This is a genomic window from Paenibacillus hemerocallicola (genome assembly GCF_006265175.1).
Lineage (GTDB): Bacteria > Bacillota > Bacilli > Paenibacillales > NBRC-103111 > Paenibacillus_AB > Paenibacillus_AB hemerocallicola.
Map to the genome: position 1 here is coordinate 14,017 of NZ_VDCQ01000028.1, position 17,330 is coordinate 31,346.

12 protein-coding genes and 1 riboswitch are annotated in these 17,330 nt (G+C 57.3%); all 12 genes read left to right on the forward strand.

Going from position 1 to position 17,330, the window contains the following annotated elements:
* Positions 1-247 precede the first annotated feature (247 nt).
* The 12 genes from FE784_RS19715 to purN all read left to right on the forward strand — a co-directional run bounded on the left by FE784_RS19715 (position 248) and on the right by purN (position 17,310).
* A complete protein-coding gene (locus FE784_RS19715) occupies positions 248-2,041 on the forward strand; it encodes a polysaccharide deacetylase family protein (RefSeq protein WP_139603945.1) in 1,794 nt (597 codons plus the stop codon).
* A 414-nt stretch (positions 2,042-2,455) separates the two neighbouring features.
* Positions 2,456-5,410, forward strand: a complete 2,955-nt coding sequence (locus FE784_RS19720; protein WP_139603946.1) for a fibronectin type III domain-containing protein — start codon at positions 2,456-2,458, stop codon at positions 5,408-5,410.
* A 727-nt stretch (positions 5,411-6,137) separates the two neighbouring features.
* A riboswitch (purine riboswitch) is annotated at positions 6,138-6,239 on the forward strand.
* A 181-nt stretch (positions 6,240-6,420) separates the two neighbouring features.
* On the forward strand, positions 6,421-6,918 hold the full coding sequence (purE, locus tag FE784_RS19725) for a 5-(carboxyamino)imidazole ribonucleotide mutase (RefSeq protein WP_139603947.1): 498 nt from the start codon (positions 6,421-6,423) through the stop codon (positions 6,916-6,918).
* Positions 6,918-8,078 (forward strand): 5-(carboxyamino)imidazole ribonucleotide synthase, encoded by a 1,161-nt coding sequence (purK, locus tag FE784_RS19730; protein ID WP_139603948.1) that lies wholly within the window; start codon positions 6,918-6,920, stop codon positions 8,076-8,078. The genes purE and purK overlap by 1 nt, the downstream gene beginning before the upstream one ends.
* A gap of 113 nt (positions 8,079-8,191) precedes the next feature.
* Positions 8,192-9,487 carry an adenylosuccinate lyase gene (gene purB, locus FE784_RS19735; protein ID WP_139603949.1) on the forward strand — a complete coding sequence of 432 codons (1,296 nt, stop codon included), beginning with the start codon at positions 8,192-8,194 and terminating at the stop codon, positions 9,485-9,487.
* A 272-nt stretch (positions 9,488-9,759) separates the two neighbouring features.
* Positions 9,760-10,650 (forward strand): phosphoribosylaminoimidazolesuccinocarboxamide synthase, encoded by an 891-nt coding sequence (locus FE784_RS19740; RefSeq protein WP_139603950.1) that lies wholly within the window; start codon positions 9,760-9,762, stop codon positions 10,648-10,650.
* 279 nt (positions 10,651-10,929) lie between these two features.
* A complete protein-coding gene (gene purS / locus FE784_RS19745) occupies positions 10,930-11,175 on the forward strand; it encodes a phosphoribosylformylglycinamidine synthase subunit PurS (RefSeq protein ID WP_139603951.1) in 246 nt (81 codons plus the stop codon).
* 40 nt (positions 11,176-11,215) lie between these two features.
* Complete coding sequence (gene purQ / locus FE784_RS19750; RefSeq protein ID WP_139603952.1) at positions 11,216-11,908, forward strand: phosphoribosylformylglycinamidine synthase subunit PurQ; 693 nt, start codon at positions 11,216-11,218, stop codon at positions 11,906-11,908.
* Positions 11,886-14,129 (forward strand): phosphoribosylformylglycinamidine synthase subunit PurL, encoded by a 2,244-nt coding sequence (purL, locus tag FE784_RS19755; RefSeq protein ID WP_139603953.1) that lies wholly within the window; start codon positions 11,886-11,888, stop codon positions 14,127-14,129. The genes purQ and purL overlap by 23 nt, the downstream gene beginning before the upstream one ends.
* A complete protein-coding gene (gene purF, locus FE784_RS19760) occupies positions 14,114-15,607 on the forward strand; it encodes an amidophosphoribosyltransferase (protein ID WP_139603954.1) in 1,494 nt (497 codons plus the stop codon). The genes purL and purF overlap by 16 nt, the downstream gene beginning before the upstream one ends.
* Positions 15,608-15,655: 48 nt before the next feature.
* On the forward strand, positions 15,656-16,696 hold the full coding sequence (purM, locus tag FE784_RS19765) for a phosphoribosylformylglycinamidine cyclo-ligase (RefSeq protein ID WP_139603955.1): 1,041 nt from the start codon (positions 15,656-15,658) through the stop codon (positions 16,694-16,696).
* A complete protein-coding gene (gene purN, locus FE784_RS19770; RefSeq protein ID WP_139603956.1) occupies positions 16,696-17,310 on the forward strand; it encodes a phosphoribosylglycinamide formyltransferase in 615 nt (204 codons plus the stop codon). Before purM ends, purN begins: the two co-directional genes overlap by 1 nt.
* Positions 17,311-17,330: the final 20 nt, after the last annotated feature.

Below are 17,330 nucleotides of genomic sequence, written 5' to 3' on the forward strand. Positions count from 1 at the left end.
TTTTGATTATGCACAACAATTTATTTTACGCGATGCTCGGGGCTCGATCACGTGGACGGCCTTGTAACGCAAATATGCGATGCGCAAGTTCGAGCGGACGATTTCACAGAGATGCGAAATCGTTTTTTTCCTGCCGAACATACCAGCTGCAATAGGGGAATATACTTTCGCCCGAAGCGCGAATGCCGGGTGGGAAAGTTCTATTATAGTCCGTTTTAAGCAGTTGACGGTTCGTGGGGAAACGATTATGATGAAAGAAGTAATAAATACAAGTATGGAACAGGTGATACGAGTGATTCATGTGATCTGGAACGAGAAACAGGCGCAGGCAGTTTGGCGGCAAGGACGGGACGTCTATACGCCTTACTTGTTTGAGATCCTGAAGCAGGCCGGCCTTGCTTACGAGGCGTGGACGCCGGAAGCGTGGCTGAACAGCCGTCCCGAGGGCATTACCTTGGTTGTCGGCTTGGATAACGAAACCGATTGGCCGGAAGTGTTCCGGTCTTATTGCGAGAGCGGGAACGCACTGCTCGCCGTAGGCGACACGTACGGCTTGGATCCAATATTGGGAGTACGCAAAGTCCGCACGGTCAAGGAGGGCTGGATCGGCTGGAACGATTCAGCGCTGGCCGGCGGTCTGCAAAGCTCGTTTCACTTCTTCGGCTCGACGCTCGTACAGCCGGCGGACGGAGTGGAAGCGCACGGCTCGATAACGCTGCGCAGCGGCACGGAAACCGCTCACCCAGCCGTAACGGTGAAGGCGTATCCGCAAGGCGCGGCGGCGATGCTGACGGTTGATTTGGCCCGAACGTTCTGCCTTCTTCAGCAGGGGGTATCGGTCGTGAAGGACGGGGCTCCTTCTTCGGACGGTACGGGAGCAATCAACGACGATATTTTCAAAACGGACGATAGCTCGGTGCTGGATTGGGATCGCGACCGTAGTTCGGTTGACGGCGGCGTACCGTTTTTCCTGCATCCGATCGTGGACGAATTCCGCATTTTGCTGGTGAGGCTGCTGCATCGTCTCGGCGAGTCGGTCTCGCGGACGTTCGCGCAAGTATGGTTTTGGCCGGAAGGGCTGGAAGCGGTCGGGCATATTTCCCACGATACGGACGGCAACGTGAGCGAGGCGGCGGAAATGCTGCTGAACCGATTACGGGAAGCGGGGATCAAGTCGAGCTGGTGTATTATTATGCCAGGCTATCCGGAGCCCATATACCGGCGTATTCTCGAGGAGGGCCATGAAGCCGCCCTTCATTACAATGCGCTCGAGGCGGAGGGCTGCTATTGGGACGAGGCCCTGTTCAACGAACAACTCGCCATGCTCAAGAGCCAACTGGCGGTAATGAACGCGTCTGTGGACATTACGATGAACAAAAACCATTTTTTGCGCTGGGAGGGCGATGTCCAGTTCTATAAATGGTGCGAGAAAGCCGGCATCGTCGTCGAACAGAGCAAAGGCGGCACGAAGCAAGGCAACAAAGGCTTCCTTGCCGGGACGTGCCATCCGTACTTGCCGGTGTCGGACGCAGCGGAGAACAATCGTCTCATGAACGTGTACAGCAACCCGACGCTTGCCTGGGATCCGCCCATCCCGATCCGCTGCACGATTCAGGAAGCGAAGGCGATTGTGGACCGCAGCAAGGACGTGTACGGCGTAGCCCATTTCCTGTATCATCCGGCCATGTTCAAAGCGCACGAGCTGGTCGGTCCCGGCTTCGTCGATTTGATCCGGTACGGGGAAGAGCTGGGGCTTCCCTGGTGGACGGCGATCGAGCTGTACGAATGGCTTCAGCTGCGCAGAAGCGTCGAGGTGCGAGTGGAGGACGGAAGCTTGCGCATATCGGCAGCCCGCGGCTGCAAAGGCTTGACCGTTCTGCTGTCGGCCGATGCGGTCGCTCCGGAAGGCGACAGTGCGGCGGCGCTTCGAAGCGCCCGGGCGGTCGAACGGATGGGCCTTCACCTGCAGGAATGGGTATTGGACGTTTCCGCCGGGGAAACGTGCATTCCGCTTCACGGCACTATCGGAGCGGCAGTCTAATAGGTTCAAGCAAGAGCGAGGCGGCAAAGTCATTGCCGCCTCTTTGGCGTGTTCGAAAATCCGGCTCCCGGAACGCGAACGGACCGGAAAGCGTCATTCGGCGAAACCGTCGACCGCAAATTTTCGGTTAATCCTCCATATATTCAATTTATTTTCTATTTACGCATTTTCCGGTTTCTTCCATAATAAATGTGAAAATAGGGGTTCTTAGCTGAGCCGAACAGCCGAATAGGCTGACGAGAAAGGGGGATTGGTGTAAGAGGAAAGCTGAAGGGCATACGAATCGAAGTCACGATGACCGGGTATGACCGGGAACCTGCGGCTGAACGAGATGATGACCCCGGATTGTGCCCCCCTTGTCCGACTGCCTCGAAGCATGTCGAGAGGCCATAAAGGTTATGGGGAGGTTCTGGGATGAAAGTAAAGATCGGAAACGATGCTGCGCAACGGCTCGTCAAATTGTTGATGATTGCGCTTATCGGGTTGTGCTTCCTGACGCTGCAGGAGGAAATAAAGGTTGCGAGCGGGGAGGAGCTTATGATCGTTGACGAAAATGCGGATTTCTCGAAGCTTTTCTACAAGACGAATATGAGCATTACGAGCAGCACGCCGGACAGGTTTGGCGGCGACGGCTCGCGTTTTTACAAGTCTGCTTCGGGTGAAGCTTATTTTATCTACAAAGTGCCTAACGAGAATACCCAGGCGATGACTGGCTTCCGTATGGAATCCTGGTATCAGTACTACAATACGAGCCAAATTCCCGGCGATATGCAGTTCGAGACTTCCGCGGACAATGAAACGTACACGCCGTTTGCCGGCTTTGTCAAAACGATAGATACGAGCGTAACGCCTGTCAACGGCTGGTCGAACTACGATTGGGAAGCTTCCGTACTGCCGGCGGGAACCAAGTATTTGAAGATCGTGTTCGGCGATACGTCGAATCACCCGAGCTCCTGGGCGATTCAAATCGGCCGGACGACCATCGATTTGGAGGCAGTCGTTTTGCAAGCGCTTCAAAATAAAATTGCCGAGGCCGAGACGGCTTTAAACAATGCGGCGATCGGCACCGCTCCGGGGATGGTGCCGCAGTCGGCGGCGGATGCGCTGGAGACGGCGATCGCCGTCGCGGATGCGGCGGCAAGCGACCCGAACAGTACGGCCGGGGAGCTGGAGACGGCGTATCTCGATCTGGTGCAGGCGTTGGAGGCGTTCGAAGCCGCACGCGTATACGCGTTGAATTGGCCGGGCGGCGCGGCTATTTCCGCGGCTGATAAAGGGCTTACCCATATCGCCGTTACTTGGCCGCACGTAGAGGAGTGGAACGAGACGCAGGGCGTCACCTACCATGTATACAAAAATGGCCAGGAAGCCGCGACGGTTACATCCAATGTATACGCGTTCCAGTCGTTGAAGCCGCAAATGCCGTATCAATTCAGCGTCATTGCCCGAGCGGGCGGGCATGATTCCGTTATCCTGGGCCCGACGACGCTGGCCACGGACAATGTCCCGGCGGTGCCGGCTCCCGACTTCAACCTGATCGATGCAGACGATTTTGCCGATGAAGACTATATTTCGCCCGAGGTATGGGTGAAGGACCCGCGCGGCATTCCTTACTATTTCTATCATTTCCATACGGTTGCGAACGCCGTGCGGATGGACGAGCCGAACCGCGGATATATCGACATCGTCGTGCATCGCAGTCCCGAGAAAAATAAACCGTACAACGCCAGGGTGCAGGAAAACCATCTCTGGTTCGCTTATTTCTATACGCGCCAAGCTCCGTGGAACATTTACTACGGCATGCCTGAGGTCAAAATGCGGCTGGAGGCCGTTCTGGAGCATCTGCTCTACCTGCAAGGCTCCGGAGGCGCTTTTTCGGTCGATGGCTGGGGGCAAAGCAGTCTGGCCGGCACGTCGTTTGCCGTACAGTATATGGGTCAGACGATCCGGCTGCTGAATGAAGCCAAAGCCGCCGATCCGGCCTTTCCGTCGATCGACGGGGAGCTGTACGACCGGTTCGTGGAATCGTACCGCAAGGCGCTCGTGCTCGTGATGAACGACAACGGCTTCTGGAATCACGGCAAGCAGTTTACGAATCAATATACGCTCGTTTGGTCCAGCGCGGCTGCTTATTTGAAATATTATCCCGATGCCGCCATCGAGCAGAAAATGCGGGAGAGGTTCGCCGCCTCGGAGAGTGCATTCATCAGCCCGGCCGGCTTCTATTACGAGGCGAATGCGTTCGATATGGGCTACAATCTCGGGGTTCACGTGCAGAATATGTTGACGGACTATTACTACTTCAAAGACACCGACCTGGAAGAGGACATGATCGAGACGGAGAGCAAATTTATCGATTGGCTGACGTACAATCTGGTGCTGCAGCCGGACGGCTCGTTCTTCGCCTCCAACTCCGCCCCGTCCTCGAGGTCGGGCTCGATTCATATCCAGCGGAAGGATATACCGCTCGCGGAGAAGCTGCCGAGCGCCCGGGCCTTCGTCAAGACCCAGGAGGAAGTGGCCGCGGAGATTGCCGCCGCCAAAGCCGACATCGCAACCGGTACGCTTGCGAATATTCCCGCACTCGCGCTGAACGGGGAAAATTCGTACAATCCGTTCGCGCTTTACAACCGGATCATGTACCGCTATTATCCTACCGAGGCCGAACGCGCCGCGGCGATCGCCAATCTGCCCTATATGTCCAGCGATCGCTTCAACCATCAGCGAATCGACAGCGCGAGCCGCAGCGGCCTGGAATTCACCTACGTGCGCAGGCCGGATTATTACGCCGCCTTCAATGCGGGGGAAAGGACCGCGAACACGCAAGCGTTCGGTCTGGGGCTGCTATGGCACCCGACCGGCGGAATTATGCTGTCCAGCCAATCGGAAAGCTCCACGGCGACGTCCACGAGAGGACTTTCCTGGGGGACGAAGCCAACCTCCGGCGTTCGCGTATACGAGAGCGGCAATGTGGAGCCGACTTACCAGATCGCCGGCCAGCCGCTCCAGCCGACAGCCGGGCACGGCGATTTGGCTCAGGGCGACCTGCAGATCCAATATAATCTCGGGACGGAGGGAACCAAGACGGTTGCCTTCGCGGAGGACGGATTGAGCGTGGCCGTCAGCCATCAGTCCGAGTTCACCGAGTACATTCCGTTGATGATCGGCGCGGAAGACTCGGTCAGCGTGAACGACGGCATCGTTACGATCGTCAGGGGCGATGCCATTATGGAAATCGCGTTTGACGAGCAAGCGGCGGTCAATCTCGCACCCAAAAACTTTTATATGTTCGATTATCGCCTGCACATGCTCGCGCTGAAAAAAAGCGGCGAGTTAAGCTATACGATCACGATGTCCACTGTGGAATAAGCACGCACGGTTGTCGCCGGATCGAGTACGGAGTCCATTGGAAGCTGTCGTCCGACGCTTCCGATGGATTTTTTTCTACGACAGTATTTAATCCGCGTCGTACTGGGCGGCCCCCCTGATGAAGCGGGAGCAACGCATTGCCGTAGTTAGAGGAACTATATTCCGTTATGGTCCCGAATTCCGTTATACGCTTGAAGATAACGGAACAGGCTTCCGTTATCTCGACCTTTCGGGGTGAAAATGATCGTGAACAGTGGAATAGAGGAACTGTTTTCCGTTATTTTGCTATCGGCCTGGGTATTGGGTCAATAACATACGCCAGATCCGCTATTCGTTGGATTCGCGGTCCCGCAACACTTCTGCAAAGGCAGTCCGCCTTCACCGCTCATGCGGTACATGCACTCCAGTACGGGAATTTGGCTGTCGTAGTTTTTTTGTGCCGATTCGCGGCGCACTTCGACAAATACCGGTAAACATGCGGGATTTGCTATATCGCATGGTAGAGGCCGGGAAGCGAAGCAGGTCGTTCGACCGTTGGAGAAGACGAACGGCCGCCGAATAATCGTCCGATTTTCGGACATCCGGCCAAGCGGGGCGCGGCACTAAGGGAGCATTCGGCTTTTCGGACCAAATACGAACTTTCGAATAAAATAGACACAAAAATGTTCGCCTTTTTAAGTTGACATGGCGATGTCAACATTGATAAACTAAATGAGCGGCAGTAAAATATATAGATCCTTATGTTTCTCGTATAAACCCGGGGATATGGCCCGGAAGTCTCTACCCAAAAACCTTAAATTTTTGGACTACGAGCGAACTGAAAGTGGAATGGGACGCCCTCCACGGCGGTCTGGCATTCCCTTTTTCGGTTCCGCAGAGCGGAAGCGGCCTTTCTGAACAGCTTACGTCCATCGGTCAGACGCCCTATGCGTCTTTCACTGGGCTTTTTCTTTTTTTGACATTCGAGCCGGTGGAGCCGGCAAAATTTTAAAACGGAGAGAAGGTTGGATATGGCGGCGAAGGTAGGCGTTATTATGGGAAGCAACTCCGACTGGGAGACGATGAAGCACGCATGCGACATCCTCGACGAGCTGGAAGTGCCGTATGAGAAAAAGGTGGTATCCGCACACCGGACTCCCGACTTGATGTTCGAATACGCGATATCGGCGAGGGAGCGCGGGCTGCAGGTCATCATCGCCGGCGCGGGCGGCGCGGCGCATTTGCCGGGCATGGTCGCCTCCAAGACGGAGCTTCCGGTGATAGGCGTACCCGTGAAGTCATCCAGCCTGAACGGTCTGGACTCGCTTCTGTCGATCGTGCAAATGCCGGGCGGCATACCGGTTGCCACTGTGGCGATCGGCAATGCCGGAGCTACGAACGCGGGACTTCTGGCCGCGCAAATATTGGGCATTCACGATCCGGACCTGACGGCCCGGTTTCTTGAACGGCGCGAGCGGCTTCGCGAGCACGTGCTGAAGATGAGCGAGACGTTGGGGGCGGACGCGTAATGGCCGAGCATGAAGGCAAGGTAATCTTGCCCGGCAGCACGATCGGGGTGCTGGGCGGCGGCCAATTGGGCCGCATGCTGGCGCTGGCCGGACGGGCGATGGGCTATCGATTCGCGACGCTCGATCCTACGCCGGACTCCCCTCTGGGGCAAGTGGCGGACGAGCAGATCGTGGCGCCTTACGACGATGCGGAAGCCGCGAAGCGGCTGGCGGAGCGTTCGGACGTCATTACGTACGAATTCGAGAACGTCGATGCGGGCGTGGCCGGCATGCTGATGAGCGAATCGTACGTGCCGCAGGGCAGCGAGCTGCTGTACACGACGCAGCACCGGCTGCGCGAGAAGCGGGCGATCGAGGCGGCCGGCGTCAAGGTGGCGCCATACCGGGAAATCCGCAGCGCGGCGGAGCTGCGCGAAGCGGTTCGCGAGCTCGGCACTCCTTGCGTGCTCAAGACCGCTACCGGCGGTTATGACGGGAAAGGCCAGTGGGTGATCCGCTCGGAGGACGAGATCGAGCAAGCGTACGAGACGCTCGCCCGGGCCAAGACGGAGCTCGTGCTGGAGCAGTTTATCCGGTTCGACAAAGAAATATCCGTCATTGCGGCGCGCAGCCCGCGAGGAGAAACGAAAGCTTTCCCGGCGGCGGAAAATATTCATGTCGATAATATTTTGCACTTGTCCATCGTCCCCGCCCGGGCGGATAGCGAAGTTTTGGCGCAGGCCGAACGGATGGCGGTCCGCATCGCCGATGCGCTTCAGGTTATCGGATTGATTGCCGTAGAAATGTTCCTTACCCGCGACGGAGAGCTGTACGTCAACGAATTGGCGCCGCGGCCCCACAATTCCGGCCATTATACGATGGAAGCGTGCCGGACGTCCCAGTTCGAGCAGCATGTGCGGGCGATTTGCAACTTGCCGCTCGGCCCGGTCGAGCTGCTGACTCCCGTCGTCATGGCCAACATTTTGGGCGAGCACGTGGCACCGCTCCTCGAATGGATGGGAGACGAGGCGGGCCTTCCCGAAGGCGTTGCCGCCAAGGTGCATTTGTACGGCAAGCACGAGGCGAAGACGAAGCGCAAGATGGGACATGTCAACCTGCTGACGGACGACGTGGAGAAAGCGATCGGTTGGGTGGAGCAATCTCCGATATGGAGAAGCTGATTGCGACTGCGGCTTCCCCGGACAGCCAAGTTCCTGAACGATTCGGTTGTTTGTTGTTAACGGTATAAAGGATTGACCATATAAAGAGATTTCATATCGGAGGGATCAGCCCAATGCTGCAGCGTTACAGCCGGCCGGAAATGGCCGCCATTTGGACCGAAGAAAACAAATTCAAAGCTTGGCTCGAAGTCGAAATTCTTTCCTGCGAAGCTTGGTCGGAGCTGGGCCACATTCCGAAGGAAGACGTACAAGCAATCAGAGAGAAGGCCGGCTTTAACATCGATCGCATCTATGAAATCGAAGTGGAAACCCGGCATGACGTTATCGCCTTCACGCGCGCCGTATCCGAGACGCTTGGACCGGAGCGCAAATGGGTGCATTACGGGCTGACATCGACCGACGTCGTAGATACCGCGCTCGGCTATTTGCTGCGCCAAGCGAACGAGATTATCGAGAAAGATTTGGTCAATTTTATCGAGATTTTAAAGGGAAAAGCGGTTCAATATAAAAGCACTCCGATGATGGGCCGCACACATGGCGTTCATGCCCAGCCTACGACCTTCGGTCTGAAAATGGCTTTGTGGTACGAAGAAATGAAGCGGAATCTGGATCGGTTCCAGGCTGCCGCAGACGGCGTACAGTTTGGTAAAATGTCCGGTGCTGTCGGTACTTATGCCGATATCGATCCGTTTATCGAACAATACGTTTGCGGCAAGTTAGGTACGAAAGCGGCGCCGATCTCGACGCAGACGCTTCAGCGCGATCGTCATGCCGACTATATGGCGACGCTCGCCCTGATCGCCACGTCGCTCGACAAGTTCGCCACCGAGATTCGCGCCCTGCAGAAGAGCGAGTTCCGCGAAGTGGAGGAGCCGTTCGCGAAAGGGCAGAAGGGCTCGTCGGCGATGCCGCACAAGCGCAACCCGATCGGCTGCGAGAGCATTTCCGGCTTGTCGCGCGTCATTCGCGGACATATGATTTCCGCTTACGAGAACGTCACGCTCTGGCATGAACGCGACATTTCCCATTCGTCCGTGGAACGGATCATCCTGCCGGACTCGACGATCCTGATCAACTACATGCTGAACCGTCTTGGCAACATTATCAAAAACTTGACCGTGTTCCCGGACAACATGCTGCGCAACATGAGAAGCACATACGACGTACCGTTCTCCGGACGCGTCATGACGAAGCTGATCGACAAAGGCTTCAGCCGGGAGCAGGCATACGATACGGTGCAGCCGAAGGCGATGCAGGCTTGGGAGGAGCAGCGTTCGTTCCGCGACATCGTCGAGGGCGACGCCGCGATCCGCGAGCACCTGTCGGCGGAGGAGATCGCCGATTGCTTCGATCCGAGCTGGCATTTGAAGCATGTGGATACGATCTTTGCCCGACTCGGCTTGAACTGACTAACGGGGTTAATAGGCAATAGCGGAACTGGAGTACGTTATTCGGCTGAAAAAAGCGGCGACGTAACCAATAGCGGAACTACGTTCCGTTATCTAGCGACTGTAGTGCCGTTGTAGCCCGTAGACGGCTGTTTAACGGAACCCAGTTCCTTTATTTGCCGGAAACGACCCGAAATATCGAGCTTAACGGAATAAAGCTCCGCTATTCGCGATACGTTCTTTGCAAGTTCCCTGGCAGGACCAGCTTATCAGAACTAAAGGAGGCTTTTACCTTGAGCGCTACGACGGCGATCTCGACCGCTGCGGACTATGTGAACGCACCGCTGCTGTACAAAGGAAAAGTACGGGAAATGTACGATTTGGGAGAGCATTTCCTGATGGTCGTCACCGACCGGATATCCGCATTCGACTACGTGCTCAGCCCGGCCGTGCCGGACAAGGGCAACGTGCTCAACCAGGTGAGCAAATTCTGGTTCGGGCAAACGGCCGATTTTATGGAAAATCATCTGATCCATGCCGACCTGGAGAAGCTGCCGGCAGGCTTGGTCCGCGATGCGGACATTATGAAGCACCGCTTCATGGTGACGAAGAAGGCGCAGCGCATCGACATCGAATGCGTCGTCCGCGGCTATATTACGGGCGGCGGCTGGAGACAATACCAGAAAACGGGCGAGATTAACGGCATCAAGCTTCCCGAAGGCATGCGCAAAAACGAGAAGTTCGCACAGCCGATCTTCACCCCTGCGGCGAAAAACGACGTCGGCCATGACGAGGATATTTCGTTCGAGCGGATGGAAGAGCTGGTCGGCAAGGAAATCGCCGCCGAGCTACGCGAGAAGAGCCTGAAGCTGTACGAATACGCCCACGCCTACTGTCAGGAACGGGGCATCGTGCTCGCCGATACGAAATTCGAATTCGGGCTGGTCGACGGCAAGGTGATTCTGATCGACGAAATATTCACCCCGGACTCGTCGCGATTCTGGGCGAAAGAAAACTACGAGCTGGACATCGAGATCGACAGCATGGACAAAGAGCCGGTGCGCACGTATTTATCCAATTCCGATTGGGACAAAAACAGCGAGCCCGACCCGCTGCCGGCTTCGGTCGTGGAGGAAACTTCGCGCCGCTACCGCGATATTTTGAACCGTTTGACGGGCCAGTAAGCCCGAACGCTCTAAATCCGGTGAACAAGTTAGCGGAGGGTCCGGAAGGATGTCGTAGAAGCGATAGCGTTCGCATTTGTTGTCGGATTTTCAAGAGATCCCCCAAAAGTGAAGTAAATCTTCGAAGCATATTCCGATTACTTTCGGGGGAGCCCCCATATATTAGGGCTTATTGAATCCAAAAATCTGAGAACAACGGCGATCGGAGGCATCTTCCGGACCCGGAGCGGACTTATTCACCGGACTTTTAACGGATCGATAATGAGGAGGAACTTTCCCATGATTAAAGCAACCGTCTACGTGACGATCAAGCAAAACGTACTCGACCCGCAAGGAAGCGCCGTACAAGGCGCCCTGCACTCGATGGGCTTCTCGGAAGTCGGCAAAGTGCGCATCGGCAAATATATGGAGCTCGAGCTCGACACGAACGACCGCTCGGAGGCGGAAACCCGCGTCAAAGCGATGTGCGAGAAGCTGCTCGCCAATACGGTTATCGAAGACTACCGTTTCGAGCTTTCCCTGTAATCGCAAGAAGGCAAGCACAGTATAAGGAGGGTACCGACCCATGAATTTTGCGGTTCTCGTTTTCCCCGGCTCGAACTGCGACATCGACTGCTTCAAGGCGGTCGAACAGACGATCGGCCAACCGGTCGAATACGTCTGGCATACGACGACCGATTTGTCCAAATATGACGCCATTCTCGTTCCCGGCGGCTTCTCCTACGGCGACTACTTGCGCTGCGGCGCGATTTCCCGTTTTGCTCCGGTCATGAATGAGGTTGTGAAAGCGGCGGAGCAAGGAAAGTTCGTACTCGGCATTTGCAACGGCTTTCAAATATTGCTCGAATCGGGATTGCTTCCGGGCGCCATGCTGCGCAACAAGTCGCTCAAATTCCGCTGTCATTCCGCCCAGCTGCGCGTGGAGAACAACGGCAATCCGTTCACGACGCAATATGCGGAGGGCGAGCTGATCGATATCCCGATCGCGCACGGCGAAGGAAACTACTATTGCGACGACGCGACGCTCGCGGAGCTGAAAGCGAACAACCAGATCGTATTCCGCTACAATGGCGAAAATCCGAACGGCTCGGTGGACGATATCGCCGGCATCAGCAATAAGCAAGGCAACGTGGTAGGCATGATGCCTCACCCGGAGCGGGCCGTCGATCAATTGCTCGGCTCGGAGGACGGCAAACGGATGTTTACGTCGATTTTGAACGCATGGAGGGAGAAACATGGCGCAGCAGTTGTCCGTTAAGGAACCGACGGCGGAACAAATCGCGGAGCAGAAAATATACAAGCAAATGGGTGTTACGGACAGCGAGTACGACCTCATTTGCGGTTTCCTCGGACGGAAGCCGAATTACGTGGAAATCGGCGTATTCAGCGTCATGTGGTCGGAGCACTGCTCGTACAAAAACTCCAAACCGATTTTGAAGCGTTTCCCGATCACCGGACCGCGCGTCCTGATGGGACCGGGCGAAGGCGCAGGCATCGTCGATATCGGCGACAACCAAGCCGTCGTGTTCAAAATCGAAAGCCATAACCACCCTTCGGCGATCGAGCCTTTCCAAGGCGCGGCAACCGGCGTAGGCGGCATTATCCGCGACATTTTCTCGATGGGCGCACGTCCCGTGGCGCTGCTCAACTCGCTCCGCTTCGGCTCGCTCGAGAACGACCGGGTCAAATATTTGTTCGAGCATGTCGTATCGGGCATCGCCGGTTACGGCAACTGTATCGGCATCCCGACCGTAGCCGGGGAAGTCATGTTCGACGAAAGCTACGAAGGCAATCCTCTTGTCAATGCGATGTGCGTAGGCCTCATCGATCACGATAAAATTCAAAAAGGCGTCGCTCAGGGCGTCGGCAACCCCGTATTTTACGTAGGTCCCGCTACCGGCCGCGACGGCATCCACGGAGCGACCTTCGCCTCCGAGGAGCTGACGGCGGAATCGGAAGCGAAGCGTCCGGCGGTTCAAGTAGGCGACCCGTTCATGGAGAAGCTCGTGCTGGAAGCGACGCTCGAGCTGATCAACTCCGGCATCGTCGTCGGCATCCAGGATATGGGCGCGGCAGGCCTCACCTGCTCCAGCTCGGAGATGGCGAGCAAGGCCGGCAACGGCATGGAGCTGTACCTCGACGAGGTGCCACAGCGCGAAGAAGGCATGACGCCTTACGAAATGATGCTGTCGGAATCGCAGGAGCGGATGCTGTTCGTCGTGAAGCCGGAGCATGAGGCGCAAGCGAAAGAAATTTTCGAGCGTTGGGGACTCATTTGCGCGAAAGTAGGCAAAGTAACCGACGACGGCAGTCTGAAGCTGTTCCATAAAGGTCAGCTCGTAGGCGACTTGCCGGTAAAGGCGCTCGTCGACGAATGTCCGGTGTACAACAAGCCGTCCAAAGTTCCGGCTTATTACGAGCAGCAGGCGTCGGTCGATACGACCCGCTATGCGGAACCGGCCGACTTGACGGATGCGCTTAAGAAAGTGCTGGCGTCTCCGACGGTCGCGAGCAAGGAATGGGTATACAATCAATACGATTACATGGTGCGGACCAGCACGTACGTGCGTCCGGGCTCGGATGCCGCCGTCGTCGGCGTTACCGGTACGCGCAAGGCGCTGGCCATGACGACGGACTGCAACGGACGTTACGTGTACCTCGATCCGGAAGTAGGCGGAGCGATCGCCGTAGCCGAGGCCGCGCGCAATATCGTGTGCTCGGGCGCGGAGCCGCTCGCGATTACGGACAACCTGAACTTCGGAAGCCCGGAGAAGCCGGAAATTTTCTGGCAGCTGGAGAAAGCGGCCGACGGCATTTCCGAAGCTTGCCGCAAGCTGAACGCACCGGTCATCGGCGGCAACGTGAGCTTGTACAACGAGAACGCGAAGGGCGCCATTTATCCGACGCCGGTAATCGGCATGGTCGGTCTCGTCCACGATCTGGATCATATAACGACGCAAGGCTTCAAGAAGGACGGCGACGTCATCCTGCTGCTCGGCGAGACGAAGGCGGAGCTCGGCGGCAGCGAATTCCAGAAAGTCGTACACGGCGTAACGGAAGGCCGTCCGCCGCAAATCGATCTCGATACCGAGAAGAAGCTGCTCGATACGGTTCTCGGCGCGATCCAGAAAGGTCTCGTCGCTTCCGCGCACGATTTGTCCGAAGGCGGACTCGCCGCGGCGCTCGCCGAATCGTGCATCAGCGGCCGCATCGGCGCGAGCGTAAGCGTGAAAACGGACCTGCGGTCCGACATCGAGCTGTTCAGCGAAAGCCAATCCCGCATCCTGCTCAGCGCATCTCCGGACAAAGCGGCCGAGCTGGAAGCTTGGATCGCCGGAAACGGCGTTCCGGTACGGAACATCGGCAACGTGCAAGGCCAAGATTTGATAATCGGAGTAAACGCAAAACAAGCCATCCAGTCGCCTGTCGCCCACCTAGAAAAGGTTTGGAAGGATGCGATCCCATGCTTGATGCAATAAAGTATCCCGCAGCACCGCTTTGGACGGGGGACTTTTACAATGAAGGCATCAATCGCGAAAATTTGTTCGACAAATTGAAGGAAGAATGCGGCGTCTTCGGGGTGTACGGACATCCCGAAGCTTCCCATTTGTGCTATTACGGGCTTCACGCCCTCCAGCATAGAGGACAGGAAAGCGGCGGCATCTGCACGTCCGACGGGAGCCAGTTCCATTACCATCGCGGTATGGGGCTCGTGAAGGAAGTGTTCGACAATGACAAGCTGTCGTCGTTGGAAGGGGCCGTGGCGATCGCGCACGTGCGCTATTCCACCGCCGGGGAGAGCAAGCTGGCGAATGCCCAGCCGCTCGTATTCAAATACCGCGAAGGCGATCTCGCCGTCGCAACGAACGGGAATATCGTCAACGCCCCGGAAATCCGCAAAAGGCTGGAGAGGCAGGGGTCGATTTTTCAAACGTCCAGCGACACGGAGGTCGTCGCCCATCTGATCGCCCGTTCGCAGCACGACGACATCGTGGAAGCGGTGCGTGACGCACTGGCCGAGCTTAACGGGGCGTACGCGTTCCTGTTCATGACGAACGGCAAGCTGATTGCGGCGCGCGACCCGCACGGACTGCGGCCTTTCGTGCTCGGCAAGCTTGGCGACGCCTGGATATTCGCCTCCGAGACATGCGCTTTCGACGCGGTAGGCGCGGAATACGTCCGCGACATCGAGCCGGGCGAGCTGCTCATTCTGGACGGCGCGGGAATGAAGGAAGACCGGTTCTCCCCGTCGCTTAAGCGTGCGGTTTGCGCGATGGAGTATATTTACTTCTCCCGTCCGGACAGCGATATCGACGCGGTCAACGTGCACAGCGCGCGCAAGCGGATGGGACGGCAGCTGGCGATGGAAGCGTTCGTCGACGCCGACATCGTCACCGGGGTGCCGGATTCGAGCATTTCCGCGGCGATCGGTTTTGCCGAGCAAACCGGAATTCCGTATGAGCTGGGACTGATCAAAAACCGCTACACCGGCCGGACCTTTATCCAGCCGAGCCAGGAGCTGCGCGAGCAGGGCGTCAAGATGAAGCTGAGCGCCGTCCGCAAAGTGGTGGAAGGCAAACGCGTCGTCATGATCGACGACTCGATCGTTCGCGGCACGACCTCCCTCAGGATCGTCAACCTGCTGAGGGAAGCGGGGGCGAAGGAAGTGCACGTGCGCATCAGCTCGCCGCCGTTCAAAAATCCTTGCTTCTACGGCATCGATACGCCGGACCGCAAGGAACTGATCGCATCGCAGAAATCGATCGAGGAAATCCGCAAGGCGATCAATGCGGATTCGCTCCATTTCCTGACGAAGGAAGGCTTGATCGAATCGATCGGACGGCTGTCCGACGAGGAGCACGGCGGGCATTGCACCGCTTGCTTCGATAACGTATACCCGACTCAGGTGCCCAACGACGAAGAGACCGCTGCGGCGGCTTGCGGCGGCTGCGACTGATCGATATCATTTACTATATTAACCACCTATCCCAAGGAGTGAACGAGTTTGTCGGAAGCGTATAAGCAAGCGGGAGTGGACATCGCGGCGGGCAATGAAGCCGTCGTCCGGATGAAGAAGCACGTGCAGAAGACGTTCCGTCCGGAAGTGCTGACGGAGCTTGGCGGATTCGGGGCCTTGTTCGGCCTGAACAAGGACAAATACGAGGAGCCGGTGCTCGTGTCCGGAACGGACGGCGTCGGCACGAAGCTGAAGATCGCCTTCGCGATGGACAAGCACGATACGATCGGCATCGACGCGGTGGCAATGTGCGTCAACGATATCGTCGTGCAAGGAGCGGAGCCGCTCTTTTTCCTCGACTATCTGGCTTGCGACAAAGTCGTACCGGAAAAAATCGAAGCGATCGTGAAGGGCATCGCCGACGGCTGTCTGCAGTCCGGCTGTTCGCTGATCGGCGGAGAGACGGCGGAAATGCCGGGCATGTACGGCGAGGGCGAATACGATATCGCCGGGTTTACGGTAGGCATCGTCGACAAGAAGAAGATTATCGACGGCCGGTCCATCGCCCCGGGGGATGCGGTTCTCGGCTTCGCCTCCAGCGGAGTGCACTCGAACGGCTTCTCGCTCGTGCGCAAGCTGCTGCTGCAGGATAAAGGCTACAGTCTGCACGACGTTGTGGCGGAGCTCGGCGGCAAGCTCGGCGATACGCTGCTCGCGCCTACGAAAATATATGTGAAGCCGATTCTGGCTTTGCTCGAACAAGTGAATATTAAAGGAATGGCGCACATTACGGGCGGAGGCTTCCTGGAGAACATTCCGCGCGTGCTGCCGGAAGGCGTCAACGTTCGGATCGATTACGGCTCCTGGCCGATCCTGCCGATCTTCAAGCTGCTGCAGGACGCCGGTTCCGTATCGAACAACGATATGTTCCGCACGTTCAACATGGGTATCGGCATGGTGCTCGTCGTCCCGGCGGATCAGGCGGAGGAAGCGATCCGTCTTGCCGAGGCGCAAGGGGAGAAGGCCTATCGGATCGGAACCGTTACCGAGGGCGAGCAAATCGTGACGTTTGACGGAGCGGATGTGTAATGGCGCCATTTCGCATTGCGGTATTCGCCTCGGGAAGCGGTTCTAACTTCCAGGCGATCGTAGACGCGGTGCAAGCCGGGAAGCTCGATGTCGAAGTCGGGCTTCTTGTCTGCGATAGGCCGGGCGCGAAGGTGGCGGAGCGTGCGGCCGCGGCCGGCGTGGAGACGTTCGCTTTCCGTCCGAAGGAGTATGCCTCCAAGGAAGCGTACGAATCGGAAATCGTCAAGCGGATGCAGGAGCAGCGGATCGACCTTGTCGTGCTGGCCGGCTATATGCGGATCATTTCCGACACGCTGCTTCAGCCGTACGAAGGACGGATCGTCAATATACACCCATCGCTGCTCCCGTCGTTTCCGGGTCTGGATGCAATCGGGCAAGCGTTGGCTCATGGTGTGAAGGTGACCGGCGTAACCGTCCACTTCGTCGACGGCGGAATGGACACGGGGCCGATCATCGCCCAGCGTGCCGTCGAAGTGGCCGAAGGCGACACGGCGGACACGCTGGCCGATAAAATTCATCCGGTCGAGCACGAGCTGTACCCTTCGGTCATCCGGGCGATTCGGGAAGGCAGGGTCGCCTTGAGCGGCGACGGTCGGCGGGTCGGCTGGCGGTAAGAAGCGGCAGCGGCGGGATA